At 69.2% G+C, this 26,594-nt stretch carries 21 protein-coding genes and 1 pseudogene; 15 read left to right on the top strand and 7 right to left on the bottom strand.

The features are described from left to right. The first annotated feature begins 151 nt into the window (after positions 1 to 151). Positions 152 to 358, top strand: a complete 207-nt coding sequence (locus M3E84_RS07640) for a type I restriction-modification system subunit M N-terminal domain-containing protein (protein ID WP_061711507.1) — start codon at positions 152 to 154, stop codon at positions 356 to 358. A 132-nt stretch (positions 359 to 490) separates the two neighbouring features. Here M3E84_RS07640 and M3E84_RS07635 read toward each other — a convergent pair whose 3' ends face one another. After that, entirely contained in the window at positions 491 to 2,191 is a 1,701-nt protein-coding gene (locus M3E84_RS07635) for a helix-turn-helix domain-containing protein (RefSeq protein WP_259895621.1), read from the bottom strand. A 122-nt stretch (positions 2,192 to 2,313) separates the two neighbouring features. Here M3E84_RS07635 and M3E84_RS07630 point away from each other — a divergent pair, with 122 nt between their 5' ends. The 3 genes from M3E84_RS07630 (at position 2,314) to M3E84_RS07620 (ending at position 5,621) form a co-directional block, all read left to right on the top strand. Then, positions 2,314 to 3,417 carry an alcohol dehydrogenase catalytic domain-containing protein gene (locus M3E84_RS07630; protein ID WP_061711509.1) on the top strand — a complete coding sequence of 368 codons (1,104 nt, stop codon included), beginning with the start codon at positions 2,314 to 2,316 and terminating at the stop codon, positions 3,415 to 3,417. An 11-nt stretch (positions 3,418 to 3,428) separates the two neighbouring features. Then, on the top strand, positions 3,429 to 4,841 hold the full coding sequence (locus M3E84_RS07625; protein ID WP_259895611.1) for a DUF3360 domain-containing protein: 1,413 nt from the start codon (positions 3,429 to 3,431) through the stop codon (positions 4,839 to 4,841). Positions 4,842 to 4,961: 120 nt separating this feature from the next. Then, positions 4,962 to 5,621, top strand: coding sequence for a hypothetical protein (locus M3E84_RS07620; RefSeq protein ID WP_259895610.1), 660 nt, complete (start codon positions 4,962 to 4,964; stop codon positions 5,619 to 5,621). Positions 5,622 to 6,457: 836 nt separating this feature from the next. Here the strand turns inward: M3E84_RS07620 and M3E84_RS07615 are convergent. Next, positions 6,458 to 7,347 (bottom strand): annotated as a pseudogene (locus M3E84_RS07615) (FAD-binding protein). A gap of 301 nt (positions 7,348 to 7,648) precedes the next feature. Here M3E84_RS07615 and M3E84_RS07610 point away from each other — a divergent pair. Both M3E84_RS07610 and M3E84_RS07605 read left to right on the top strand, forming a co-directional pair. After that, positions 7,649 to 9,625 carry a heavy metal translocating P-type ATPase gene (locus tag M3E84_RS07610; protein WP_396415589.1) on the top strand — a complete coding sequence of 659 codons (1,977 nt, stop codon included), beginning with the start codon at positions 7,649 to 7,651 and terminating at the stop codon, positions 9,623 to 9,625. A gap of 70 nt (positions 9,626 to 9,695) precedes the next feature. Next, positions 9,696 to 10,331, top strand: a complete 636-nt coding sequence (locus M3E84_RS07605; RefSeq protein WP_259895608.1) for a YdhK family protein — start codon at positions 9,696 to 9,698, stop codon at positions 10,329 to 10,331. A gap of 91 nt (positions 10,332 to 10,422) precedes the next feature. Here the strand turns inward: M3E84_RS07605 and M3E84_RS07600 are convergent, their stop codons facing one another. Both M3E84_RS07600 and M3E84_RS07595 read right to left on the bottom strand, forming a co-directional pair. Beyond that, complete coding sequence (locus M3E84_RS07600) at positions 10,423 to 12,294, bottom strand: FAD-dependent monooxygenase (protein WP_259895607.1); 1,872 nt, start codon at positions 12,292 to 12,294, stop codon at positions 10,423 to 10,425. Between the two features lie 568 nt (positions 12,295 to 12,862). Continuing rightward, positions 12,863 to 13,093 carry a hypothetical protein gene (locus tag M3E84_RS07595; protein WP_259895606.1) on the bottom strand — a complete coding sequence of 77 codons (231 nt, stop codon included), beginning with the start codon at positions 13,091 to 13,093 and terminating at the stop codon, positions 12,863 to 12,865. Between the two features lie 26 nt (positions 13,094 to 13,119). On the opposite strand from M3E84_RS07595, the gene M3E84_RS07590 reads away from it, so the two are divergent. The 5 genes from M3E84_RS07590 to M3E84_RS07570 all read left to right on the top strand — a co-directional run bounded on the left by M3E84_RS07590 (position 13,120) and on the right by M3E84_RS07570 (position 17,973). Continuing rightward, positions 13,120 to 13,731: a hypothetical protein gene (locus M3E84_RS07590; RefSeq protein WP_259895605.1), complete on the top strand. Its 612-nt coding sequence runs from the start codon at positions 13,120 to 13,122 to the stop codon at positions 13,729 to 13,731. Between the two features lie 51 nt (positions 13,732 to 13,782). After that, on the top strand, positions 13,783 to 14,415 hold the full coding sequence (locus tag M3E84_RS07585; RefSeq protein WP_259895604.1) for a GNAT family N-acetyltransferase: 633 nt from the start codon (positions 13,783 to 13,785) through the stop codon (positions 14,413 to 14,415). Between the two features lie 378 nt (positions 14,416 to 14,793). Further along, positions 14,794 to 16,104 (top strand): glycine betaine/L-proline ABC transporter ATP-binding protein, encoded by a 1,311-nt coding sequence (locus tag M3E84_RS07580; protein WP_259895603.1) that lies wholly within the window; start codon positions 14,794 to 14,796, stop codon positions 16,102 to 16,104. Continuing rightward, positions 16,094 to 16,978, top strand: a complete 885-nt coding sequence (locus M3E84_RS07575; RefSeq protein ID WP_259895602.1) for a proline/glycine betaine ABC transporter permease — start codon at positions 16,094 to 16,096, stop codon at positions 16,976 to 16,978. Before M3E84_RS07580 ends, M3E84_RS07575 begins: the two co-directional genes overlap by 11 nt. Positions 16,979 to 17,046: 68 nt before the next feature. Further along, positions 17,047 to 17,973 carry a glycine betaine ABC transporter substrate-binding protein gene (locus tag M3E84_RS07570; protein WP_396415588.1) on the top strand — a complete coding sequence of 309 codons (927 nt, stop codon included), beginning with the start codon at positions 17,047 to 17,049 and terminating at the stop codon, positions 17,971 to 17,973. Between the two features lie 73 nt (positions 17,974 to 18,046). On the opposite strand, the gene M3E84_RS07565 is transcribed toward M3E84_RS07570, so the two are convergent. Beyond that, positions 18,047 to 19,411, bottom strand: coding sequence for an NAD(P)/FAD-dependent oxidoreductase (locus tag M3E84_RS07565; protein WP_259895601.1), 1,365 nt, complete (start codon positions 19,409 to 19,411; stop codon positions 18,047 to 18,049). Positions 19,412 to 19,577: 166 nt separating this feature from the next. Between M3E84_RS07565 and M3E84_RS07560 the strand changes: the two genes are divergently transcribed. After that, on the top strand, positions 19,578 to 20,468 hold the full coding sequence (locus tag M3E84_RS07560) for an aminotransferase class IV (RefSeq protein WP_259895600.1): 891 nt from the start codon (positions 19,578 to 19,580) through the stop codon (positions 20,466 to 20,468). Between the two features lie 15 nt (positions 20,469 to 20,483). Here M3E84_RS07560 and M3E84_RS07555 read toward each other — a convergent pair whose 3' ends face one another. Both M3E84_RS07555 and M3E84_RS07550 read right to left on the bottom strand, forming a co-directional pair. Then, positions 20,484 to 20,987 carry a hypothetical protein gene (locus M3E84_RS07555; protein WP_259895599.1) on the bottom strand — a complete coding sequence of 168 codons (504 nt, stop codon included), beginning with the start codon at positions 20,985 to 20,987 and terminating at the stop codon, positions 20,484 to 20,486. A 223-nt stretch (positions 20,988 to 21,210) separates the two neighbouring features. Then, a complete protein-coding gene (locus M3E84_RS07550) occupies positions 21,211 to 22,704 on the bottom strand; it encodes a transglycosylase family protein (protein ID WP_396415586.1) in 1,494 nt (497 codons plus the stop codon). 411 nt (positions 22,705 to 23,115) lie between these two features. On the opposite strand from M3E84_RS07550, the gene M3E84_RS07540 reads away from it, so the two are divergent. The 3 genes from M3E84_RS07540 to M3E84_RS07530 all read left to right on the top strand — a co-directional run bounded on the left by M3E84_RS07540 (position 23,116) and on the right by M3E84_RS07530 (position 26,451). Then, positions 23,116 to 23,904: a phage holin family protein gene (locus M3E84_RS07540; protein WP_259895598.1), complete on the top strand. Its 789-nt coding sequence runs from the start codon at positions 23,116 to 23,118 to the stop codon at positions 23,902 to 23,904. Positions 23,905 to 24,184: 280 nt separating this feature from the next. After that, positions 24,185 to 25,105: a hypothetical protein gene (locus tag M3E84_RS07535; RefSeq protein WP_259895597.1), complete on the top strand. Its 921-nt coding sequence runs from the start codon at positions 24,185 to 24,187 to the stop codon at positions 25,103 to 25,105. Positions 25,106 to 25,167: 62 nt separating this feature from the next. Then, positions 25,168 to 26,451, top strand: a complete 1,284-nt coding sequence (locus tag M3E84_RS07530; RefSeq protein ID WP_259895618.1) for a glycosyltransferase — start codon at positions 25,168 to 25,170, stop codon at positions 26,449 to 26,451. Positions 26,452 to 26,594 lie beyond the last annotated feature (143 nt).

Genomic DNA, 26,594 nt, shown 5'->3' with positions numbered 1-26,594 from the left:
ACTGCCTCAGCCCTAGCTACCACACGCGAGCGTAGTCGCGCGCGCAGAGCATAGGCAAGTGCGGTTGTGTATGATCCGTCGCCCTGTTGGGTCGCTGCGGGTTCGGAATGGGTCCCGTCCAGCGGCCCGCCCCCACCATTCGAAGGACCACATGACCACCCCCGCCACGCCCGGCGCTGCCTCGGCAGCCCACCGCTCTCCCCAGAACCTCTCGAACTTCGTGTGGGGGATCGCGGATCAGCTGCGGGGCGTGTTCAAACCGAACCAGTACGGCACCCTCGTCCTTCTGCTCACCATCCTGCGCCGTATGGAGGCGGTCATGGCCCCGCACCGGAGCCGGAATCTTCTGCGCATTTGACCCTTCTCGTCGGCCGTGGCCGGGTCAGAAGGGTCAGACACGCAGAAGATTTCCCCCCGGGGGTAGGGGCTGTCACTCGCGGGTTCGCTGCTGGGAACGGCGGAGCTCCTCAGCGCGACGACGGGGTTGGCTTCACGCGGGTGGTGCGCCCGGAGCGCCGTCGTCGTCACGTGCTGCCGAGAGCAGGGCGAGGTGGAGGTCGAGCGATCGCGGAGGCGTGTGCCAGTCGGGCCCAAGGACGGCGCCGAGCTGCTCCAGTCGTTGAAGGACCGTGTTGCGGTGGAGGAAGAGCCGGCGGGACGTCTCGGCCACGTTCATTCCGGCGTCCAGGTAGGCCAGTGCGGTCTCGCGGAGTGCCGAGGCGCGCTGGGGTGGCAGGTCGCGCAACGGCGCCAGGGGGCGGGTCGTCACGTCCTTGCTCGCCTCGCCGGCCCCGGCGAGGACCATGCCCACGGCGCCCACGGTCGACGCGTCCACGGCGTGGAGCCCTCCGGTCACCCGGCTGACGGCGAGGGCGTTCTCGAGCGTGCGGAACGCTCCCGGCAGATCGCGGAAGTGCTCGCCCGGCCCGAGGAAGGCCATCTGCCATACGGCTTCCGTCGCATGCCGAACTGCCGCCTCCACGCGGGCAGGCACATCCGGGCGGTCGCCGACCACGCACCATGTTCCGCCCCGCGGGGCGCTGAGGCGCACTCCCGCCACGTGTGAGAGCACTCGCTCTGCGAACTGGGGTTCGGGTACGGCGGCGAGATCGATGACGACCAAGCTGACCTGTGAATCCTCGCGCAGGCCGAGTTCGGCGAGCGCCCGACGCCGTCGCGCGATTCCACCGGCGGAATCATCGACGAGTTCGGCCAGCAGGCCGGCGCCCGCCTCGAGCTCGGTGGCGCGCCGCGCGCTGCGGAGCCGTCGTGCGAGCAGGAGGTGCTGCGCGGTCCTGACCAGGGCCTTCTCCTCGGCAGGGTCGAGGGCGCGGCGGACGGCGAGCCAGTCGTGCGCGTCCCGATCTGCGGGAACGAGCGTCCAGGTGCAGCCGTCCGGCGCCACGACCTTGTGGGCCACCCCTGCGGTGTGACGCGAGGGGAGGGTGGGGGCGGGTCGCAGCGGCGAGGTCGGACGTTCGGGGGAGAGGAGTTCCACCTCCACCCCCATGTGCTCGGCGGCCCGATTGAGCACGGCCGTCTCACTGGGCTCTTCCAGCAGGGACTGGTACTGGCGAGAGGAGAGCTCATCCAGGCGAGTGAGCTCACGCAGGGACTGGCGTTCGTGAGCCCGGTCTGCGTCCGCACGCCCCGCGGCGTTGAGTGCCTCCGTGTAGCGGTGTGCGTTCTGGATCGCGATGGCGGCATGTTTGGCGAGTGACTCGACGATGGTCACCTCGGAGTGGGTGAACCTCCGGGTGCGACGTTCGGCAACCATCAGGGCGCCGAGCGGGCGGCCGTCGACGACGAGGGGTGAGCCCATGATCGCGTGGACGCCCTCGGCCCGCACCGCGTGGTCCACCTGGGGGATGTGGGTGATCGTCGGGTCGTTGGAGTAGTCGAGGCTCTGGAAGGGTGCCAGACCCTCCGCCACCTTCCCGAGCACTCCCGTGCCGATGGGCATGCGGATCGTCCGATAGGCGTGGGTCACGACGCCCTCAGCCCGGCGGATGTATGTCTCGCCTGCTGCGTGGTCATTGAGGCTGAGGTACGCCATGTCCGTTCCGACGAGGGCCCGAGTGCGTCGAACGATGGACGCCAGGACGGATTCGGTGTCAGCCAGTTCCGCGAGGTCGGCGGCCGTGTCGAGCAGGGCTCGGAGGAGGCGGTGGTCGAGGGCTTCGGAGGACATTCTGCCTACTCTATTCGCTGAGAGATGGAGCGGATGTCTATAGCGCTTGACGGGGTGCAGTGGTGAGATGGGAGGAGGCCATGAGGCATACATCACACATCCCCGTCGTGGAAGGCACTGACATGCTGATCCGTGGAGCTGTTCTCGAGGAGATCGGCCGGCAGCGGCCGTACGCCTCGTCCCGTCCCCTCACCGTCTCGGACCTGGAGCTCGATCCCCCGGGCGCAGGCGAGATCCTCGTCCGCATGGAGGCTTCAGGCGTGTGCCATTCGGATCTGTCCGTGGTGAACGGTCATCGCGTGCGGCCCGTCCCCATGCTGCTCGGCCACGAGGCCGCCGGGATCGTCGAGGAGCTCGGTGAGGGGGTCGACGACGTGGAGGTCGGCCAGCGGGTCGTCATGACGTTCCTGCCTCGATGCGGCGAATGCGATGCGTGCAAGACCGATGGTCGCCTGCCCTGCATCCCCGGCACGGAGGCGAACAACGCCGGCGTCCTCCTGGGCGGCGGGATCCGACTCCACCGCGACGGCGACGAGGTGTTCCACCACCTGGGCGTCTCCGGATTCGCGACCCATGCGGTCGTGAGTCGGAAGTCCGTCGTGCCCGTCGGCTCTGACGTGCCAGCCGCCGTCGCTGCGGTCCTGGGATGTGCCGTGCTGACCGGCGGCGGCGCCCTGCTCAATGCCGCGGCCCCGGAAGAGGGGGACTCCATCGCGATCGTCGGCCTCGGCGGCGTGGGGGTCGCCTGCCTTCTGACGGCGGTGGCGAGCGGTGTGCAGGAGATCATCGCCGTGGACATGTCGGAGGAGAAGCGGGAGCTCGCCCTCAGCTATGGAGCGCATGCCGCCTACTCACCCGAAGAGATGGCGGAGCGTGGCATCAAGACCACCCACGCTGTCGAGTGCGCCGGCCATCCGGCGGCCTTCACAACGGCGTTCAACGCGACGTCGCCGGGCGGCCGGACCGTCACGGCAGGACTTCCCTCGCCCGAACAGACGGCGGAGATCGCACCGCTCACCATCACGGGTGAGGCCCGCACGATCATCGGCTCGTACCTGGGCACCTCTGTGCCCGCTCGCGACATCCCGCGATACGAGCAGATGTGGCGTGACGGTCGGCTGCCCGTGGAGAAGCTCGTCTCCGCGACCATGCGGCTCGACGACATCAACGAAGCGATGGACCAGCTGGCCGATGGCCGTGCGGTCCGTCAGATCATCGAATACTGAAGGCCACGGACATGACGACTACTGCGCATCACTCGCTGGACGAGGAAGGCATCGGGGAAGTCTCCCCGCACTGGAAGGCAGGGCCCTTCCGGATCCGCCTGCCGTTCGTGCACTACCGCTTCGAGTGGCCGGACTACGTCCAGGGTCTCCTGATGTGCGCCGTGGACCTGGCGGCCATCCCTCTGATGGTCGAACTGCTCGGCATGCCGTTCGAGGTGGCCCTCGCCGTCGTGGTGTTCAACGGCCTCCTGTATCTCACGCATCACCTCCTCGGCGATCCGGTGGTTCCCGGGTGGATCACCCCGGCGATCCCGCTGGTCGTGGCCTACTGCTCAGCGTTCCCTGAGGGGGAGGAGCGTGTGCATGCACTCATCGCGTTCCAGTTCATGCTGGGCGTCTTCTCGATCACGTTGGGTGCGACGGGACTCGCCTCCAAGGTGGTCTCGCTGATCCCCTCCGCCATCAAGGCGGGCGTCCTGGTGGGTGCGGGAATCGCCGCCGTCCAGTCACTCTTCGTCGCCGGAGGGCGTTTCGAGACCTTCCCGGTCACCATCACGATCGCGGTGGGGATCGCCTTCCTCCTGCTCTTCTCCAGCCGGTTCGCCGCGATGCGGACCAAGAACCCGATGTGGCGCACGCTCGGCAACCTGGGCATCCTCCCGGTGATCCTGCTGGCCGTGGTCATCGCGCCCCTGGCCGGCGAAGCGCCGTGGCCGACCATCGAGTGGGGGTTCAACACCCCGGACTTCGCGGGCCTCTTCGCCGGGTACACGATCTTCGGCATCGGCCTCCCGCCGGCGTCGATGTTCCTCACCGCGCTGCCCACCGTGCTCGCGACCTACATCGTCGTGTTCGGTGACGTCCTCCAGTCCCGGGCGATCCTCAAGGAGGCCGACCAGGTCCGCACGGATGAGGCGGTCGTGTACAACCCGGACCGTGCGCACCTGATCTTCGGCGGCCGCAACACCATCATGTCCATGATCGGTCCGGACGTGGCCATGTGCGGTCCGATCTGGTCTGCCATGCACGTCGTGATCGTGGAGCGCTACAAGGAGGGCCGCAAGGCCATGAAGTCGATCTTCGGCGGGGCGGGGTCGTTCCGGTGGGGCACGAACACCGGGCTCCTGCTGCTGCCGATCGTGACGCTGGTGCAGCCGGTGCTCGGGGTGGCTCTGGCCCTGACCCTGCTCATCCAGGGATTCGTGTCCGTGAAGGTGGGCATCATGGAGGCCCGCAGCGTCAAGGATCTGGGAATCGCGGGAGTCACTGCGGCGGTGCTGGCGTCCAACGGTGCCGCATGGGGCCTGGCGACGGGCGTCATCCTCTGCCTCGTGGTCTACGGCCGGGACTTCTTCCGCGGGGAGCCGGATGCCACCTTCGAGGCCATGCTCCGCGCGCAGGAGGGCCAGGCCGCCGAGAGCTGACGTCTCACGGGCCGCAGCCGTCGACCGGGGCCTCGGGATGTATCGCCCAGTGCGACGCAGACCGGGGCCTCGGTGCGTGGGTCTGGCTGCCGGAGGGCCCGCGCAACGAAGTGAGACGGAGTGGGGATCGGCCGTGCCGGGCGGGAGCCGAGGCCTGGGGATGTCAGCGCCTTCCCTCTCCAGGCCGCGCTCGGCTACGACCTCTCGCAGAACCTGTTCATCGGCGAACGGAACCTGCTAGTCGAGGGCCCGTCCGACCTGGCCTACCTGGACATGATCAGCCGGCACCTGAGAGACAAGGGGAAGGAAGGCCTTGACCAGCGCTGGCGCATACTGCCGGCGGGCGGTGCGTCTAACGTGCCGGCGTTCGTGTCCCTGCTTGGGCAGAAGGTCTCGGTGACGGTGCTGCTGGACTCGGGCACGGAGGGCGGAGGGAAGGTCGAGGCCGCTATCAGGGCGAACAAGATCGCCGGTAAGCGGGTCGTGTTCGTCGGGTCGGTGCTGGAGCAGAAGCACAGCGACATCGAGGGCCTGTTCACCGTCGGCGACTACCTCGGGCTATACAACGAGGCGTTCGGTAAGAAGCACAAGGTGGGGGACCTGCCGAATCACCCGGGCCGGATCTTGCTGCGTCTGGAGGCTCTGGACGGCAAATTCGACCACTGGAGGCCCGCCGCGGTCCTGCTCCGGAACCCCGGGAAGATCGAGAAGCTGTCGCCGACGACCCTTGGGAACTTCGAATTGATTGCCCGAACCATCAATGCGACGCACGGTGGCTGAAACTGAAGGTCTGCAGAAATATCGAATTGGGCGTGTCTGAAAATTGTCGTGTCCAGGTGATGGCGGGGTGAATGAGGAGAGCGGCGCCGTAGACGATCGTGTGCTTTTCGTAGCGGGTCGCGAGGTCGTGCCATCGCTTGAGGCGGCAGAACCGGTGTTGGGTCGGCTCCAGTGATTGGCTGGATGCTGTTTCATCGAGAGGGGGGGGGCAGCATGTCTGCGGGGAGTCACGTCAGCTGAAGCGTGCGGCAGTCCCGACTGCCCACCGGCGCGATGCCATTTCGTGAATGAGTTGATGGCCGGGGTCCATTCAGAAGCTGCATCAGACATGACCTCAGTCTGGACAGACTGCGGGCGGGGCCCGGGGCGCTCCTAGCGCAGCGGAGGAGCGGCGTCCTGCCGGTGCAGCCACAGCAGGACGAACGAGGCCCCACCAGGCATGACGCCCGGTGGGGCCTTCGTCATCTCGCATCGAGTGGCCCCGATATGTGCGTTTCAGCGATGTTCGTCGTTGAGCGGCCCCGTGGTGTGCTTTGCCGCCCCCTAGGCCACACCAAGAGGCCTCTCGATCTGGGGCCCCACACCACGGGGCCGCTCGATGGAGGTGGGGCTCGTCGGCTCCTTCTCAAGCGGCCGATTCCGGCCCGCTCAGCGATCCACCGGCCGAATCGCCACCGTTCACGAGCCTGAAGCGGTGGCGATTCGGCCGGCGGATGGCAGAGGTGTGGAATCGGCCTCTGCGTCCTTGGAGTAGGGGCTGGTCATCTCGTTGTCCCGAGCCCGGATGATGCTCTCGACCGCGCTGCGGCCCAGGAGGTCGTCTCCGGTGAGGGCGTTCATCCCATCGACGAGCTCGGGCAGGGTGTCCGCGATGACGAAGTCGTCGCCGTGAGCCATGAAGTCCTGCATCGGCCCGGGGCGAGCAGCTGGCGCCCGCGCGCATCAAGCCAGACCGACGATGGACCGGGGAGGATCCGGATCGCGTGATCGGGCCAGACGGGATCCCAGTTCTGCAGGCCCTCCGTGCAGGGCCACATCCGATCCCGGTTCACGAGCCGGACGCCCTGATCGGTCGCGATGTCCAGCATGCGTCCGTCTACGTACTCCGGGACGCCGGTGATCATCTTCTGCGGCGGCGTGCCCAGGCCCGAGGGCCACCACTTGCGCACCTGCTCGTGATTGCCGCCGATGCCGCCGGTGGCGATGACGACGGCCTGGGCACGCAGCTCGAAGCTGCCGACGGGATTGCGGCTGGACGGCGCACCGCGGCGGGCGGCATCCGGCTCCAGCACGGTCCCGAACACGCCGGTGACCTGGTCGCCGTCGAACAGGAGGCCGTCGACCTGATGCCGGAAGGCGAAGCGCACCAGACCTGGTTCGGCAGCCGCCCGGGCCTTGGCGTCGAACGGGTCGGAGATGCCTGTGCCGGCGCCCCAGGTACCTGGAACCTCGGCACGGAGTTGCTGTGGCCGCGTGCGGTGAGGTCGCCTCGCTCGGCCCAGCCCACGAGCGGGGTGAACTTCTCGCCCTGCTCCTTCAGCCACGGGAGCTTGTCATCGGCTGCGAACTCGACGTACGCGCGTCCCCACTGCCGGGCCCATTCGTCCTCAGGGTGCTCGCCGTCCAGGCGGTCCCAGCCCGCGGAGCCCTGCCAGTCCTGCCAGGCGAGCTCGAGGGAGTCGCGGATGCCCAGGCGGCGCTGCATGGGTGAGTCCTCCAGGAACATGCCCCCGAAGGACCAGTGCGCCTGGCCGCCGAGGTTGGCCTCATTCTCCTGCTCGTCGACAGGCGGCCGACGGGGCGGCTCGGCGGAGCCGGTGCCGCTGGGGGCGGGTGCGCCGGTCGATTGGATATGATACCCCATGGGGGTATAGTCATGTGCAGGAGGAATGATGGAAGCGACGCACTCACAGCATCAGCAACACGGTCATCCGGCCGCGCACGAGGAGCATGGCCACCCGGACCATGGCGGCCATGAAGGCCACGGGGGTCATGGGGGTCATGGGGGCCATCACGACCACGTGGCCATGTTCCGCCGCCTGTTCTGGATCTCGGTGGTTCTGGCGATCCCCACGGTCCTGCTCAGCGGGACCTTCGCGGACCTGGTGGGCTACGACCCGCCGGACAGCCCCGTCATCGCCTGGATCCCGGCGATCCTGGGCACCGTGCTGTACCTCTGGACCGGCCGCCCATTCCTGACGGGCGCGGCCGACGAGATCAGGCAGCGCAGCCCCGGGATGATGACCCTGATCGCCTTGGGCATCACGGTGGCCTTCCTGGCCTCTTGGGGCAGTCACCTGGGTCTTCTGGACCCGCAGCTCGAGTTCTGGTGGGAGCTGGCGCTGCTGGTGGTCATCATGCTGCTGGGCCACTGGGTCGAGATGGCCTCCCTGGCACGCACCTCGAGCGCTCTCGACGAGCTGGCGGCGCTGCTGCCGGACGAGGCGGAGCTGCTGCAGGACGACGGCTCCACCCGCACCGTCGCGCCCTCGGATCTCAGTGTGGGGGATCGGGTGATCGTGCGCCCGGGCGCCCGCATCCCGGCCGACGGCCGCATCGCCGACGGCCAGGCCGACGTCGACGAGTCCATGGTCACCGGCGAGTCCACCCCTGTCTCGCGCGGGGAGGGCGACCGGGTCGTGGCCGGGACCGTGGCCACCGATCGTCCCCTGACCCTCGAGGTCACCGAGATCGGCGAGGACACCGCCCTGGCCGGCATCCGTCGGCTGGTGGAGCAGGCGCAGTCATCGTCCACCCGTGCGCAGCGCCTGGCGGACCGGGCGGCCGCGCTGCTGTTCTGGTTCGCCCTGGGTGCGGCGGTGATCACCGCGATCGTCTGGGCGATCGTGGGCACGCCGGACATGGCACTGACCCGTGTGGTCACCGTGCTCGTCATCGCCTGCCCGCACGCGCTGGGCCTGGCGATCCCGCTGGTCGTGTCCATCTCGACCGGCCGGGCCGCCCGTCAGGGCGTGCTGGTCACCGACCGCGGCGCACTGGAGGCCATGCGCGGGATCGACACCGTCGTCTTCGACAAGACCGGAACGCTGACCCGCGGCGAGCCGGCTCTGCTGGAGACTCAGCTGGCCGACGACGCCGACGGGCTCGACGTGGACCGCCTCATCGCGCTGGCGGCTGCCGCAGAGGCCCGCAGCCAGCACCCCCTGGCCCGAGCCATTGCCGCTGCCGCCGAGCAGCGCGGGCTGCAGGTTCCGCAGGCCTCCGAGCACGACAGCTCCACGGCGATCGGCGTGTCCGCGGTCGTCGACGGCGCGCAGATCCGTGTGGGCGGGCCCGGGCTGCTCGAGCAGACCGGCGCACAGGCACTGCCCTCCGAGCAGTGGGACCGCGACGGCCGCACCGTGCTGCACGTGCTGCGCGACGGCCGCACGATCGGCGCTCTCGCTCTGGCCGACGAGGTCCGACCCGCCGCTCGCGAGGCAATCGAGGCCCTGCATGATCTGGGCGTCGAGACCGCCATGCTCACCGGTGACGCCCAGAATGTGGCCCATGCCGTGGGTCGAGAGCTCGGGATCGACCGCATCGAGGCGCAGGTGCGCCCCGAGGACAAGAACGAGCGCGTCAGCGATCTGCAGTCGAAGGGCCGAAAGGTCGCCATGGTCGGCGATGGTGTGAACGACGCCCCCGCCCTGGCTCAGGCGGATGTCGGTCTGGCCATCGGCGCGGGCACGGATGTGGCGATGGCCTCGGCCGGCATCGTGCTGGCCTCGGACGATCCCCGCTCCGTGGTCTCCGTGGTGCGGCTGTCCAGGGCGTCCTATCGTAAGATGGTGCAGAACCTCTGGTGGGCCGCCGGCTACAACCTCATCTCGGTGCCGCTGGCCGCCGGCGTGCTCGCCCCGATCGGCTTCGTGATGCCGATGGCCGTGGGCGCGCTGCTGATGGGCGCCTCAACCGTGGTGGTCGCGCTCAACGCCCAGACCCTGCGCGGACTGGACCTCTCGCCGGAGGAGTCAGTGCGGTGGGCCTCGCGCCAGGGCTGACGCCCTCCCCATAGGGCCGCAAGGCCCGCCATTCAGCACGGCAACTGAAGAATCAGAGGAGATCGATCACATGAACAGGACCTTCAGGACCACCGGCGCGGCCGCTGCAGCAGCGGCAGGGCTGCTGCTGCTGAGCGCGTGCGGCACCGGTGAAGAGGACCAGAGCGCCGGAGGCGGCCACGAGGGCCACTCGGCCGCTGCCTCGACGTCCGCGGAGTCCTCGGGCGCAGCCTCCGAGAACGCGCACGAGGGCCACTCCGAGGAGGGCGGGCACGCCCACAATCCTGACGGCGGGCCTGCGCCCGAGGGCATCCAGGAGGCGTCGGACCCGACCTTCGCCGTGGGGGAGACGGTCCGGGTCACTGCCGATCACATGCCCGGCATGGAGGGCGCGGAGGCCACCGTCTCCGGGGCCTTCGACACGACCACCTATTCCGTGTCCTACACCCCGACCGATGGCGGCGAGCCCGTGGAGGATCACAAGTGGGTCGTGCACGAGGAGCTGCAGGACCCGGGCGAGGCACCGCTGGCCGACGGCACCGAGGTCGTGCTCCAGGCAGATCACATGGAGGGCATGGAGGGCGCAGAGGCCACCATCGACAGCTCCACCGACGAGACCGTCTACATGGTCGACATGACGATGGACGGCATGGAGATGACGAACCACAAGTGGGTCGTGGAGAGCGAGCTCGAGCCGGTGGAGTGATCCATCGGCGACAGCGTCCCGAGCATGTCGCGGACGAGCTGCGCCCCGGTCGCCAGGCGGCGGCCGGGGCGCTTCCCTGTTCGGTGAGGGGTCAGGCGGTCGGGACCACCATGTTCTGCGCGAAGAACTCGGTGATCTCCTCCCGGGCGCTCAGCGGCAGGACGTGGGCCACGTACATGTCCGGGCGCTGGATGACCAGGGCTCCCGCGCGGTCCACCTGGCGCAGGTCGAAGATGTCGGCGTCCTGATCGGCGGCGAAGACCTCCTCGCGATCGGTGAGCGCGTACGGTCCCACCTTCGGCAGGAACAGCGACGGGACATCGGCCAGCTCGATCTCCGTGTACGGCTGCTGGTAGATCACCTTGGCGTCGAACACGCTGTTCAGATCGGAGCCCTGCGGCGTGAAGCGGCGCACGGGCGAGTCCTCGGAGCCCTCCAGCCATTCGGCCAGCTCCCGGACGGCCGAGCCGTCCTGGTCGGCGAACGCGTACAGGCGCCACCGGCCATCGGCCTCGAACAGGTGCCCCAGCTCCCGCGGGGAGGTGTCGGCCACCCTGCGCACGGGCGCGGAGTGGAAGCGCTTGCCGATCGGGAAGCCGGCGGCCAGATGCTGGTGGGTGTCCTGGCCGATGATCGAGGACGCCGGGTACTGCGTGGCGAAGCCGTTGGGGAACTCGGCGTTCTCGGCGTAGAAGCGCCCGATCTCCTCGGGGTCCTCGAGCTCCTCCGGGCGCTTGGACATCATGGACGACCATTCCTTGTCGAACGCGATGAGGTTCTCGGCGATCTGCTGCCGCTCGGCCGAGTACGTGGCCAGCAGCGAGGGATCGCTGCGGCCCTCGAGCACCTGGCCCAGCTTCCAGGCCAGGTTCCAGCCGTCCTGCATGGAGACGTTCATGCCCTGGCCGGCCTTGGCGCTGTGGGTGTGGCAGGCGTCGCCGGCGATGAAGACGCGCGGGTCCTGGCTGCCGATCCGGTCCACGGGGACGTCGTCGAACTTCTTGGCCACCGTGTGGCGCACCTCGTAGACGCTGTACCAGGTCACCTCCTTCACCTCGATCGAGTACGGGTGCAGGATCTGATTGGCGCGCTCGGCGGCCTCCTCGACGGTCGTGGCGCGCAGCTGCTCGCGGTTGCTGTCGTCGATATCGCCCAGGGACACGTAGAACCGGAACAGGAAGCCGCCCTCACGGGGGATCAGCAGGATCGAGCCGTGCTTGTCCGAGAGGATCCCGCACTTCTGGCGGATGTCCGGGAAGTCGGTCTCGGCCAGCACGTCCATCACGGCCCAGGCGTGGGCCGAGGGGTCCTTCTCGACCTCGATGTCCGTGCAGTCGCGCACTCGGCTGCGGGCGCCGTCGTTGCCGATGACGTACTTGGCGCGCACCGTGCGCTCCTGGCCCTGAGGATCGCGCAGCAGCACCTTGACCGGATGCTCGTGGGACTCGTCCACCTCCAGCTCCAGGAACTCGTAGCCGTAATCGGGTGTGATCCTGGCCGGGCCCCGTTCGGCGTACTCGGCGAAGTAGTCGATGACACGGGCCTGATTGACGATCAGGAACGGGAACTCGCTCACGCCGGAGGGAGGGTCCTCGGCTCGCACGCCGCGCATGATCCGGCTGGGATCCTCGGGATCGGGCCCCCAGAAGTGCACATCGACCAGCCGGTGCGCCTCGGCGTTGATGCGATCGAAGAAGCCGTAGGCCTGGAAGGTCTCGCTGCTTCGGGCCCAGAGTCCGTCGGCGCGGCCTACCTCCAGGCGGCCCGGGCGGGAGTCGATGATCCGCGTGCTGATGCCGGGGTAGCGCGAGAGCTGGGCGGCCTGGATGATTCCGGCCGGTCCCGCGCCCACGATGAGCACGTCCATGGTGTCCGGCAGGTCCGTCGGCCGATCGACTCCTGTGCCGGCCGGCTCCTTCACGAGCGGATCATGGGCGACGTATCCGTGATGGTGGTACTGCACAGTGCACCTCTGTCTTCCTCGCCGGGTGATGCTGCGGTCGTCGGACGGATCGGATCGATCTGCGGTCCTGAGGACGCGGTAGGCATCGGGATATCTTGAACGTTACGTAGATCACACGCCGGGGTCCAATATCTGGAACTGAATGATCGGCAGCGGGGAGGGGCAGGGTCTGCTGACGGACGGTGTGATGAGTAGCGGCCGCTCCGGTCCTCGGGCTCAGCATCGGCTACGTCGTGGTGGCCTTCGTGGTGGCTGCGGGGATCGGCCCGCTGAACGCCAAGTCGCTCGTGTTCTTCGTGGGCTTCCTCCCGCGGTTCGTCTCCGCCGCAGCCTTCTTGCCGCTGTGGGTGCGGCTGGCGACGCTCGGGCTGACCTGGGCTGCGATGGCCCCGGTCCTCAACGTCTTCCTGGGCGTGGCTGCTCGAGGGCTGTTCACGGAACAGCCTGCTGCTGCCGGCATCATCAGCCGGATCACGGGTATCGCCATGGTCGCCATGGGCCTGTGGGTGGTCGGCGAGAGGATCTGGGCCCTGGCCGTCCACCCGGGCTCAGACGCCTTCCGCCGGCCTCAGCCAGCGGGCTCGGCCGAGCGGTGCGCCTCCGGCAGGGGAGCGTGCTGCGCTGCGGTGGCGACGACGTCGTCGAAGGTCTCCCGGAAGATCCCGCGCAGCAGCGTGTCGGCATCTTGATCGGCCTCCACCAGGTCCGGCAGCCGCAGGTTGAGCAGGGTGTTGATCAGCATCCCCCGTGCCAGCAGCGTCTCCGTGCGCTGCGCTGAGAGCCCGATCTCAACGCGCAACAGGCGGTAGATGCTCAAGAAGCCGTGTGGCGAACGTCGTGGGGGTGCTGTTCTCGCTGGGCATCTTCGGAACGGTGTTCATCCTCATCCAGTTCCTGCAGGTGGCCCAGGGGGCCACGGCACTGGAGGCCGGTGTGCGGACCATGCCGTGGACCATGGCGCGGCTGGTCGTCGAGCCGCTGACCGGGCTGGCCTGCATGACGGCCAGCCTGGTCTGGATCGCGCTCGTGCTGGATGCGGACGTCGAGTACATCCGACTGGTGCCGCCCTTCGCGCTCGCGGGGATCGGCATGGGGCTGGTGTTCGCCCCGATCGCCTTCGCCGTGCTGGATGGGATCGCCCTGGAGGACCAGGCCGTGGCCTCCGGGACGAATTCGACGGCCCGTGAGATCGGCGTGGCCCTGGGCATCGCAGCGCTGTCGTCCGTGTTCACGACCGCAGGCGGCGAGCTGAGCCCGGACGGCTTCATCAACGGCGCCGTTCCCGCGATCGCGGCCGGTGCCATCGCGCTGGCCGCTGCCATGCTGGCAGGACTGCTGCTGCCCGGATTCAAGCCGGTGCGGATCTCCCCGCTGACCGGCGAGCCGGTGGTGCGCCACCGCGCGGAGCAGCCCCGGGCCAAGCACCTCCAGCGGTGAGGGCCCCACAGCCCCGTGGCGAAGTCGACGCCCGGGCCTAAGCTGACACCCATGGACGACTTCCTGAGCATCCCGGCGCTGCGAGGCCCGCTGGCCTCCCTCGTCCCGCTGTCCGATGGGCATGCCGAGGACCTGGCGGCCGCCGCCGGCCAGAAGGGCATGCAGTCGTTGTGGTACACCCGCATCCCGGCTGCCGAACCAGCGTCCGTGGCCGAGGAGATCGCGCTGCGCCACCGCCAGCACGCCGCGGGCTCAATGGTCCCGTGGGCCGTGCTCGATGCCGACGGCCGTGCGGTCGGGATGACCACGTTCATGCACATCGAGTCCGAGCATCGGCGCCTGGAGATCGGCTCCACCTGGCTGGCCCGCAGCGTGCAGGGGACAGGGGTCAACCCTCAGATCAAGCTGCTGATGCTGGCCCGGGCCTTCGAGGACCTGGAGTGCATCGCCGTCGAGTTCCGCACGCACTGGCACAACCGCCAGTCCCGGGCCGCGATCGCGGCACTGGGGGCCAAGCAGGACGGGGTGCTTCGCAGCCACCAGCTCATGGACGACGGCTCGCTGCGCGACACGGTCGTCTTCTCGATCACCGCCGCGGAGTGGCCGACCGTGCGCCGCGGGCTGCTCGAGCGGCTGCGCGCGCAGTGGGGTGTGCAGGAGGCCTTCGGGCGCGTCTCGGGCTGAGAGTGCTGGCTTGAGCCGACCCTCGGCGACATCCGCCCGAACCGCTAGGGGCGCGCATAATAGCGCCGGAATCTGGCTGAATCCAGTCATCAGGAAATATGAATCAGGATCGGCATCGCATGCCGACGATCTTCTGAACGCGGTGATCGTCGCCTCATTGGCGTCATCACCCCAGATCAGGCGGCTCTGCGGGCCGCGCTCCTGAGCTCCGTGAGGCCCGTGCGCCGAGTCCTTCCTCCTTGGGATCACCCGGATCGCTGATTAACGTCGACAGGGATTGTCCTCAGAATCCGCACGGAGAATGCGCAGACAGCGCTGAGCGAAGGCCGGGCAGGCGGCTCGGTCGCAGCTCAGCCTGCGCGCATGCAAGGAGCGCCTATGTCAGTCATCGCAGCCTCCGGTCTGTACAAGGTGTTCGGGCCGCGCCCGCACCGGGCCGTCGAGCAGCTGGAGAACGGAGCAGATCGTCAGAGCCTGCGCGAGCAGGGCAGCACCGCCGCCGTGATCGATGCCGATTTCGAGGTCCGCCGCGGCGAGATCTTCGTCGTGATGGGCCTGTCCGGCTCCGGCAAGTCCACGCTGATCCGCATGGTCAACGGACTCTACGACGCCACGGCCGGGGACCTGAGCATCGACGGCGAGTCCATCACCGGCATGTCCAAGGAGCAGCTGCGCCGCGTGCGCCGCGACAAGATCTCCATGGTGTTCCAGAACTTCGCCCTGCTTCCGCACCGCACGGTCGGGCAGAACGCCGCCTACGGCCTCGAGATCAAGGGCGTGCCGGAGAAGCAGCGCGGGGCCAAGGCCGAGGAGGCGTTGGCCATGGTCGGCTTGGAGGGATGGGGCTCGTCCTATCCGCATCAGCTCTCGGGCGGCATGCGCCAGCGCGTCGGCCTGGCCCGAGCGCTGGCCGCCGACACCGAGGTCCTGCTCATGGACGAGGCCTTCTCCGCCCTGGACCCGCTGATCCGCAGGGACATGCAGGATCAGCTCGTGGAGCTGCAGCGCAAGCTGCACAAGACGATCCTGTTCATCACCCATGACCTCAACGAGGCCATGCGCCTGGGCGACCGGATCGCGATCATGCGCGACGGACGGATCGTGCAGATCGGCACCTCCGAGGAGATCCTCAACGATCCCGCCAATGACTACGTCTCGGCCTTCGTGCAGGACGTGGACCGCACGCGCGTCCTGAGCGCCGAGGCGATCATGGAGCAGCCGCCGTCGGTCCTCGGGCCCAGCCAGGGGCCCAAGACGGCGCACCGTCTGGTGCGCGAGAACCAGAGCAGCTGGCTGCTGGTGCTCAACGACGACCGCACTCCGCGCGGCGTGCTCTGGGAGGACGACATCGCCCGCGCCGTGCGCGAGGAGAGCTCCGAGCTGCCGTGGTCCGATCAGTACGAGCTGCCCACGGTGCATCGCGACGTCCTGATCTCCCAGCTGTTCGCCACCTCGGCCGAGAACCCCGTGCCGCACGTGGTGGTGGACGACGACGGACGCTTCCTGGGCGTGATCCCGCGCGTGACCCTGATGTCCGCGGTGGGCTCCTCCGACGACGACGCGGTCCATCACCTGGCCAACAACACCGAGCCGGGCACCGGGGCTCCGTGGGACGACAGCTCCCCGGAGGCCGTGACTGAGACCACCACGACGAATATGACGAAGGAGGGCGGCGTCCGTGAATCCTGAGAGCATCCCCGACCTGCCCATCGGCACCTGGGCCGAGTCGGGCATCGACTGGCTGACCGAGAACGCGTCCTGGCTCTTCGACGCCTTCAGCGCCCTCGTCGAGCTGCTCGTGGGCAATCTGACGAGCCTCCTGCTCGCCTTCCACCCGCTGCTGGTGATCGCCGTGCTGGCGCTGCTGGCCTGGGGCATCCGCTCCTGGCGGCTGGCGCTGGGCACCGTGGTCATGCTGGCGATCGCCATGATGATGGGGCAGTTCGTGACACTGCTGCAGACCATGGCCCTCGTCCTGGTGGCCGCGCTGCTGGCGGTGGTCGTGGCCCTGCCGCTGGGGACCTGGGCCGCGAAGTCCCCGACGGTCAGCGCGATCGTCCGCCCGATCATGGACTTCATGCAGACCATGCCGGCCTTCGTCTACCTGATCCCGGCCGTGACCTTCTTCTCAATCGGCGTGGTGCCGGGGCTGTTCGCCACCTTCATCTTCTCGCTGCCTCCCGGGGTGCGTATGACCGAGCTGGGCATCCGGCAGGTCGATGCGGAGACCGTGGAGGCCGGAGAGGCCTTCGGCGCCAGCTCCTGGCAGGTGCTGCGCGGCATCCAGCTGCCGCTGGCCGTGCCGACCATCATGGCCGGCATCAACCAGGTCATCATGCTCGCCCTGTCCATGGCCGTCATCGCGGGCATGGTGGGCGCCGACGGCCTGGGCAAGGAGGTCACCTCGGCGATCTCCACGCTGAACCTCGCGCAGGGCGTGGAGGCCGGCCTGGCCGTCGTGTTCCTGGCCATCTACCTCGACCGCATGACCGGGGCGCTGGGCGACCTGCGGGGCCAGAAGGGCTCGCTGCTCTCGCTCGTGCGCTCCCGGCGCGGACGCTGAGCCGCCCGCACGCCAAGACCCCCACCAGCCCGGACCGTCCGGGTGTCCCACAGGAAAGGAACCCTCCCATGAACATGAATCGCAGGACCACAGCACTGCTCACCGCAGGCATCGTCGGCCTCGGCCTGACCGGCTGCTCGAACTACGGCGGCGACGAGGACGGCGGCGGCAGCGGCGGCGGCCCCGGAGAGGGCAAGACCATCACCATGGGCTACCTGCCGTCGTGGTCGGATGGGCTGTCCATGGCCTACCTGATGGAGAACCAGCTCGAGGAGATGGGCTACGAGGTCGAGCACGAGGAGCTCAACGACGCCGCCGTGATCTACGCCGGCCTCGACAACGGCGACATCGACATGTACCCCTCGGCCTGGCCGGAGGAGACGCACAAGGAATACGCCGCGGAGTACGAGGGCGGCTTCGAGGACGTCGGTGCGTACTACGACAACGCGACACTGAACCTCTCGGTGCCCACCTACATGGAGGACATCAACTCCATCGAGGACCTGGTGGGCCAGGGCGATCGCTTCGGCGGCACCATCTACGGGATCGAGCCCGGGGCGGGTCTGACCGCGAACACCCAGGACTCCGTCATGCCCGAGTACGGCTTGGACGGGGAGTACGAGCTGAGCACGTCCTCCACCACCTCCATGCTCACCGAGCTGAAGAACAAGACGGAGAACGAGGAGGATGTGCTGGTCACCCTCTGGACTCCGTTCTGGGCCAATACCACCTACCCCGTGAAGGCGCTCGAGGATCCGCGCGGGGCCTACCCGGATCCGGAGAGCCTGCACTTCCTGGGCGCGGAGGGCTTCGCCGAGGACTTCCCGGAGGCCGCCGAGTGGATCTCCGAGGTCAAGCTCACCGACGAGCAGTACGGTGAGCTCGAGAACCTGGTCGTCAACGAGTACGACGAGGGCGAGGAGGCCGAGGCGGTCCAGCAGTGGATCGACGACAACCCCGATGTCCTGCCGGAGCTGCCGGAGGCTGAGGACTGATCCTCACCGCGCTCAGTGCAGACGCAGCCCCCGCGACGCCTATGTCGCGGGGGCTGCGCTCTTCCCGGGTGACTCAGCCCTGGTGTCCGGGCCCGAACCTCCGCCTGTTCGACTGCTCGGTGAACTCCGCGGCGGCGCGCATGGAATCGACGTTGCCGGTGACCGGATTCGGCTGGTGCCGGCTGCGGGCGGCGTAGAGGGAGATCAGGTTCATGGTCACGGCGCGGCGATTGCGTCCCCCCATGAGCTTCATGACGTGGATCCCCAGCCAGGCGAACCATCCGGCGGTGCCGGTGATCGCGACCTCGCCGGGGGCGACCACGATCGCAGCGCGTCGCCCGATCGTGGCCGCCTCGCCCAGGTTGGTGTAGTGGAACGGCCGCAGCGGCTGGCCCTCGACCTCGGCGCGGACCATGCGCGCAGCATGGACGCCGGTCTGGATGGCCGGCTGTGCGAGCTGGGCCAGGGGCTCGTCGAGCGAAGCGATGTCTCCTGCGGCGTAGATGCCCGGATGGCCCTTGACCTGCAGGGTCTCTTCGACGGCGAGCGCACCGCGGCCCGTGACGGGCAGGCCCCATTCGGAGACCCGCTTCTCCGGGCCGGTGCCGGCGGCCCAGATCGTGATGTCCGATTCCAGCACGGTGTCATCGGCCAGCACCACGAAGTCGTAGCCGACGGCCTTGACCCCCTGGCCGGTGCTGAGCTCCACGCCTCGCTCGCGCAGCTCGTCGGCCGCGTAGTCGCGCAGCTTCTGGTCCTCGAACTGCTTGAGGATGTCCTTGCCGCGCTGCAGGATCCGGATCTGCAGGACGCGCTCGTCGAGCTCCGGGTACATGGTCGTCAGCTCGTCGCGGCGGAAGTCGGCCAGGGCACCGGCGACCTCCATGCCCGTGGCTCCGCCGCCGACGATCGAGACGTGCAGGAAGTCATCGGGATCGGAGCGGGTCGAGCGCTCGAGCTCTGCGAAGATCCGATCGCGGATGGCCGTGGCGTCCTGGCGGGTGTACATGGGCATGGCGTGGCGTCGTGCCCCCGTGGTGCCGAAGTAGTTCGCCGAGATGCCGTTGGCAATGATCAGGTGGTCGAAGGAGATCTGCTGCGTCTGCGCACCGCCTTCCTCGACGGACACGATGCGGCGCTGCGGATCCACGCCCACCACGTCGCCCTGGCGCACGCGGAGGTTGGGGGCCTTCCGTGACAGCCCGCGCAGCACCATGGTGACGTCGCCGGGGTTCAGGCCGCCGGTGGCCACCTGGTACAGCAGGGGCTGGAACGTCTTGTAGATGTTGCGATCGATCAGGGTCACGCGAACGCGCGCATCCCGCAGCTCGAGCGCGGCATTGGCTCCGGCGAACCCGCCGCCGATGATCACGACGTGCGGCCAGGACATCCCGTCGGACGCCGGGATGCGGCGGCGGAAGGCGGACAGCGGGGACATGGCGCTCCTTCGCAGAAGGCGGTCGGTGAGATCTGATGGCTCGGCAGGGTGTTCGGGCCCGTGGCCCGAACATCGCCGTCGGCTCCCCAGTATGCGACCTGACTCGGACGCCGCGCGGTAGCGTGGGGCTGATCACCCCGTCAGTCCCGCAGTCGAGAGGCGCAGCATGAGCCCGATCGAGGCGCTGGTCGTCCTGCACCCCGTGAGCGCCCGCGCGGCGGCAGGGCGTCCCGTGAGCGAGTGCCTCCATCCGCTGCCCGCTGAGGCACCGGCCCTGCGGGTCGAGGACCGCGGCGTCTCCCGCGGCGACGGCGTGTTCGAATCCCTCACGGCCTACGACGCAGACCCCGTGGATCTGCCGGCGCATCTGCAGCGCCTGGCCCGCTCTGCCGAGCGCCTGGAGCTGCCGGAGATCTCGGGCGCCGTCGTGGAGGCAGGTGTGCGCCGCGCCCTCGAAACGGCCGGAGCGGGGGAGACGACCGTGCGGATCGTGGTGACCCGCGGCCCGGAGGGCGCCTCCGAGCCCACGGCCTGGGTCACTGCCGCCCCTGCTGCGGATCTGTCCGACCAGCGCCGCGACGGAGTGCGAGTGGTCCTGCTCGATCGCGGCATGCGCTCGGATGCTGGACTAGAGGCCCCCTGGCTGCTCACCGGCGTGAAGACGCTGTCCTATGCGATCCACGCGGCGGCAGCTCGGGAGGCGCGGCGACGCGGGGCGGATGATGCCGTGTTCGTGAGCACTGACGGCTTCGTGCTCGAGGCCACGACCGCCTCTGTGCTGGTGCGTCGGGGCCGACGCATGATCACCCCGCCGCAGGAGCACGGGATCCTGCAGGGGACCACGGTGGCCCGCGCCTCAGCCGTGCTGGGGGAGCTGGGGATGCCGTTGGAGGCTCGTGCACTTCCGGCTGCCGAGCTGTCGGAGTGCGACGGCCTGTGGCTGCTCTCGAGCGGGCGGCGCGCTGTGCCGGTGATCGAGCTCGACGGCCGACCCGTGCCGCTGGATCGCCAGATCACCGATGCGCTGGAGCGGGGCCTCGGTCGCCCAGCGCAGTGATCTGCTGGACGGGCTTCAGACGAAGACGCTGCAGGAGGCCGTCTTGGTGGAATCGGTGCCGGTGTGCTCGAAGATGACCTCGTCGTCGAGCTTGATCGCGCACTTGAGCGACAGATCGCTGTCGTCGGTGTTGCCCGTGACCACGACGCGCGGCCAGCTGCCCGAGGGGATCTCGATCTGCTTTGACCAGCTGTCGCTGAAGTCCTCGGATTCGACCGTGCCGTCGATCTCCCACTCGACCGACCCGCCCGAGCTGGCCTCGGCCTGCAGGGTGACCTTCTGCATGGACTCCTCCGGCAGCTCGGTCTCCTCGGTCATACCGGAGGCATCGTCCGAGGCGCTGTCGTCGTCCGTGGCCGTATCGACCAGGAAGGACGTGGGGATCAGCACGGCGGCGACCACCAGCCCGATGGCGACGGCGAAGCCGATCACCCAGCCGAGCGCTGCGGCGCTGCGACGCGCCCAGGGCGTGCGGGGGTGATCCTCGGTCGATCCGGCGGAGGCGTGGGGCTGAGGCACAGTGGTTGTTCCTGCGTGTCTAGGGGGTGCTGCGGGTGTCCTGGACAGAATACGTCCCCGCGGGCTGCTGGGCGTCAGCCGGCGCCCATGGCGGCGGCTGCAGGCGGAGGAAGCTGTACCGCCGGCCCGCTGCGACGGCGCAGCGAAGGCCGAGCCCGCACAGACCGAAGGGCCCGGCCCGTCCGCTGGTCAGCGGATGGACCGGGCCCTTCGAGCCGGCGGATCAGAGGACGGTGTAGAAGCCGTCCAGCTTCATGGCGTCCACCGAGTGCACCAGCGTGCCCTGCTGGGGGTTCAGTGCCGAGATCATGAGGCCGTCGCCCAGGTAGATGCCCACGTGGGAGCCGTTGTTCTGGGAGACCAGATCGCCGACCTGCGGGTTCGAGGTCTTCTGCGCGGCGCCGAACTGCTGCCAGGTCACGCGGGGGATGGAGATCCCGTTCTGGGCGTACACCCACTGGGTGAAGCCGGAGCAGTCCCAGTTCTTGTACGCGGTGCCGCCCCAGACGTAGTTGCCGCCCAGGCCCCGCATGGAGGTCTCGACGATGGCTCGGCCATCGGCGCTCGAGGCGCCGTCGGTCACCGACTGGACGCTGAGGCCCATGGTGTCGCCGTTCGAGGCGACCTGTGCCTGCTCCTGCGCCTGCGCCTGCGGCGAGGTCGCGTAGCCGGAGCCCGAGGCGGTGTTCGCCGAGGCGCTCGCGGAGGCCCAGGGAGTCTGTGCGGTGTCGTCGGCGACGATGCCGGCGGAGACGGCCGCGTTGAGCACGGAGGCGGCCTCGGCGCGGGTGATGCCGTCGCCGACGCCCAGCACGCCGTCGGTGTCCGGCAGGACGTCCTCGTCGTGCAGCCAGTCCAGCTCGGTGTATCCGGCCTGTGCGGCGGAGACGTCGTGGAACCGGCTCGTGGCCGGGGCCGTGTGCGCCGGGGAGCCGGCTGCACGGTGCAGGATCATGCCCAGGGCGGTGGAATCCACCGGGGCGTCCGGGCGCAGGGTGCCGTCGCCCCAGCCGTTGATCAGGCCCTCGTCGACGGCCCATGCCAGAGCGCGCTCCTGGTGGTGGCCGGCGCCGTCCGTGTGGCCCTCGAGGACGCTGAGGTCGACCTCGGGCTGACCTGCCAGGCGGTAGAGCATGGTGAGGAAATCCGCGCGGGTGACGTCGGTCTCCGGGCGGTAGGAGCCGTCATCGTGGCCGACGACGACGCCGGTCGCGGAGGCCCACTCGATGTCCTTGGAGGCCCAGTAGGCCTCGTTGACGTCGCTGAAGTCGATGGGGCCGACCGGGCGGGGGCCCACGGACTGTGTCGTGACCGGAGTGCTGGCCGCGTCCGGGACTGCCGAGGCGGGGCCTGCGGCCATGGGATCGGCAACCGTCTCGGCAGTGCTGCTCAGGCCCAGGCGGGCGGAGCAGGCCGGCCACGCGCCCCAGCCCTGACCGGCCAGGACGTTCTCGGCCACGGCGATCTGCTGCTCGCGGCTGGCGTCCTGCGGCTGGCCGGTGCCGCCGAAGGCGGCCCAGGTGGACTGGGTGAACTGCAGGCCGCCGTAGAAGCCGTTGCCCGAGTCGATGGCCCAGTTGCCGCTGGACTCGCACTGAGCAAGCGCGTCCCAGTCCGACTCGGGAGCCGCCTGCGCGGGTGCCGCGCCGAGGGTTGCGATGGTGCCGCCGGTGACTGCGACGGTGGCTGCGACGCTGAGGGTGCGGGGAGATCTCATGAGGTGCGGCTGACTTCCTGGAGGGGGGTATCGGTATCCGAGCCGGAGCTCGTGCGACCTGGTCCGGAGACCGAAGGGAAGTGGTCGGTGGGCCTGTCCGCAATCGGCTCGATCGGCTGCCGACGGGCTCCGTGTCACATCCGCCGATGCTCAGCGTCGCAGGGCGACTGAAGATCACGGTTGAGTAACGCGGTTGACTCTAAAGTGCGCCCCAGGGAGGGGCAAGGCGACTCGGTTGCGGGCACATTAACTCGGGGTGATTTTCGCGCGTTCGTCACCGTGAGCCGACATGTCGGCGGGTGTCGCGTGCCGCGCACTCGGCCGGCTTGTCAGCGGTGATAGCTTGTTCGCGCACTGCGGTGTCCGAGTGGCCACTGCCCATGAACCATCAAAACTTCCACGGAGGCGGGAATGTCCCACGCGGCGGGCTCTGATCAGGGCCGTTCGGCCGAGACGGGTTCGGCACCCATTGCGGATGTCGTGAAGGTCTTCGGCAAGCTTCTTCCTCGTCAGCTCCAGGATGAGCTGGCACTTCTCAAGCTCGAGCTCAAGGACAAGGGCGTCAGCCTCGGCAAGGGCGTCGCGCTGCTCGGCGCCGCGCTGGCCTTCGGCGCTCTGCTGGTCATCGCGCTGGTCGCAGCGGCGATCGCCGGCCTGGCCACCGTGATGCCCCTGTGGCTCTCGGCGCTGATCGTGGCGGCCTTCTTCCTGCTGGTGCTGGCGATCCTGGGTCTGATCGGCTTCCTGCAGATCAAGAAGGCCATGCCGATCAACCCGGTCCAGACCATCCGCGGCCTGAAGTACGACCTCGGCGTCGTCAAGGAGGGCTCGGCCTACACAGAGGCCCGCGTGCGCCGCGAGGAGGCCGAGGCCAAGGAGCGCAAGGCCGAGGAGAAGCGGAAGAAGGCCGACGAGGCCGCCACGGCCCCGCCCGCGCCCACCGAGGCTCAGCTGCATCAGCGCCTGAAGGTCCGCCGCGATCGGCTCAAGGAGTTGCGCGACGATGTCGAGGGCCGCAAGAACAAGGTCCAGTCCACGACCAAGGGCTTCGTGGATCGCACCCGCAGCTCCGCCTCGAGCGTCGACCTCAAGACGGCTGCCAAGGACGAGGCGCTGGGAGGCCGCGCTGCCCCCATGGGCGTCGCCGCCGCAGCTGGCACCGCGTTCCTGGTCCTGCTGATCCGGCTCATCCGCCGCTGAGCAGTGTCTGCTCGCCGTTCGGCGACAGCAGCGTCCTTCTGAAGGCCCGGCTCCCACGTGGGAGCCGGGCCTTCGGCCTGTCCGGGGTCGGGCCATCCGTGAGCCGACTGTGAGTCTGCTCATGCGGGGCTGGGCGAACGGTGCGGATCCGCCGCCACGCCGCAGAAGCTCCCTACACTGGCGGGCAGATATCGCCCCGCATCGACAGCCGCCGGGGCGGCGGCGATCCCGCGAGGGGCGTCGCTTCAGAAGCTGCGAGCAGAGGGCTGGAGGTTCCTGCATGGTCTGGTGCGCCCTGGCACTTGCCGTGCTGTCAGCGGTCTTCATGGCGCTCGGGACCCACCTGCAGTCGATCGCCGTCGTGGCCGGCGCCGCCGATGGCAGGATCACGCTCCCGATCATGGTCTCTCTGCTGCGCTCGCCCCGCTGGGCCGCCGGGCTGGGCTGCCTGGGGCTCGGGACCGCTCTGAACGTGGCGGCGCTGAGCATGGCTCCGGTGAGCGTCGTCCAGCCGGTGGGCGTGCTGGGCCTGGCCCTGCTCACGCTCTTGCACTGTCGCCATGCGGGACTGCGGATCAACGCCGCGACCTGGCGGGCGCTCGGGCTGTGCGCCGGGGGTGCGGCGCTGTTCGTCCTCACGGCGGTCCGCTTCACCGATCCGGCGCTGCGCATCACACCCAGCGCGGGCACTGTCGTGAACGTGATCCTGGTGGCGGTCCTGCTGCTCATCGGACTGGGCCTGGTCACCATGCGCCACCGCGGGCGCGCCCTGATGCTGCTCGTCTCGGCCGGTGCCCTCTACGGGTTCGTGGCTCTGCAGATGAAGGTCATCACCGCGCAGCTGCGCTTCGGGGATGGGCCCTGGTGGCAGAGCGTCGACCTGGTGAACGTCGTCGGCCTGCTGGCGGCCGCGGTTGTGGGAGGCTGGCTCGTGCAGTCCGCCTACGCGTGCGGGCCCCCGGAGCTCGTGATGGCCGGTCTGACGGTGGTCGACCCCATGGTGGGAGTGATCATCGGCATGTCGGTGCTCGGCGAGGCCGGACCGGACTTCGGCCTGGGCCCTGCCGTGCTGCTCATGGCGTGCGCGGCGGCCTCGATCAGCGGCGTGCTCGTCATGTCCCAGTTCCACCCCGAAGTCCTGGCCCGCCGGGCCGCCGATCCGTCCCTCACTCGCAACCTCTCTGGAGCCGATTCTCTGTGAGCCCCTCCTCGGCAGATCCGCAGCAGCCCCAGGACCCCCGCGGGGTGATCCGGGATGACTACATGCTCCCCGAGGTCCCTCTGGACCGTCTCCCGGAGCCTGCCGACGGGCGCCTGCGGGTCCTGGTGGTGGCAGAGACGTATCCGCCGGACATCAACGGCTCGTCCCAGTTCTCCCACCGGCTGGCGCAGGCCATGGCGGGCAAGGGCCACGACGTCCACATCGCCGCACCGCGCCCCAGCAAGGGCCGGACCCTGACGCGGATGGATGGCGCGGTCACCGAGCACCGCTTCCGCTCGCACACCGCCTTCACCTACGACACCTTCCACCTGTGCTTCCCCTGGGAGGTCCGGGGCGAGATCTCCCGTCTGATGGACGAGCTGCGCCCGGACGTGGTGCACATCGAGTGCCACTACATCCTGGGCCGGTACTTCGCCAAGGAGGCCCAGGCCCGGGGGATCCGACTGATCGGGACCAATCACTTCATCCCGGAGAACATCGAGCAGTACCTCCCGCTGCCGGATCCGATCCGGCGCCTGTACCGCCGGTTCTCCTGGCGGGATATGGCCTCGGTCTTCCGCCGCTGCGACGCCGTCACGGCACCCACGCCGCTGGCGGTCGAGTCCATGCGCGCCAACGGCTTCGATTTCCCCATGCATGCGCTGTCCAACGGGATCGACGCCGCGCAGTACGACCTCAAGCCGGGGGAGGTCCTGCCGCCGCGTGAGGGCCCGACCGTGCTGTTCGTGGGGCGCCTGGACCCGGAGAAGCACATCGACGTCCTGCTGCGGGCCGTGGCGAGCATCGCCGATCGCAGCGACGTGGGCGTGGAGATCGTGGGCCAGGGCGGCGAGTACGACCGGCTGGCCAAGCTGGCCCAGCAGCTGGGCATCGCGCAGCGGACCGTGTTCCGGGGATTCGTCTCTGCCGAGCAGCTGCGGGTGGCGTATCTGAGCGCCGACGTGTTCTGCCAGCCGGGCACGGCTGAGCTGCAGTCGCTGGTCTCGCTCGAGGCCATGGCGGCCTCCACGCCCGTGCTGCTGGCCGACGCCCGCGCTCTGCCTCATCTGGTGGACGAGGGCGTGAACGGGTGGCTGTTCCCGCCGGGGGATCACGAGCAGCTCGGGCGGCTCCTGCTGCGGCTGCTCGAGCTGCCCGCGGAGCAGCGTCGGGAGATGGGCGCGGCGAGCCGACGGATCGTCGCCGAGCACAGCTTCTGCGCCACGATCGATGTCTTCGAGCAGCTCTACCGCGGGGCGGACCCTGATCTGCTGCTGGGCTCCTGGCCCCGGACGGGCCCTATCCCGGTCGTGCCGCCGCCCCCGCATTCCGGTCCGGGCGACTGAGCCGGTGCGGCCCGTCTCCTCGACTAGACTGATGAGCCGTCGTCCTCATGAGCCTGCACTGCGGTGCTGAGGCCTGAGGCGGACGTGGGGCGGTAGCTCAGCTGGTCAGAGCAGAGGACTCATAATCCTTGGGTCGCGGGTTC

The organism is Kocuria sp. p3-SID1428 (genome assembly GCF_025149945.1).
Taxonomy (GTDB): Bacteria; Actinomycetota; Actinomycetes; order Actinomycetales; family Micrococcaceae; genus Kocuria.
The sequence above is the reverse complement of the archived record's forward strand: the minus strand, read 5'-3'. Positions and strand labels throughout refer to the sequence as shown.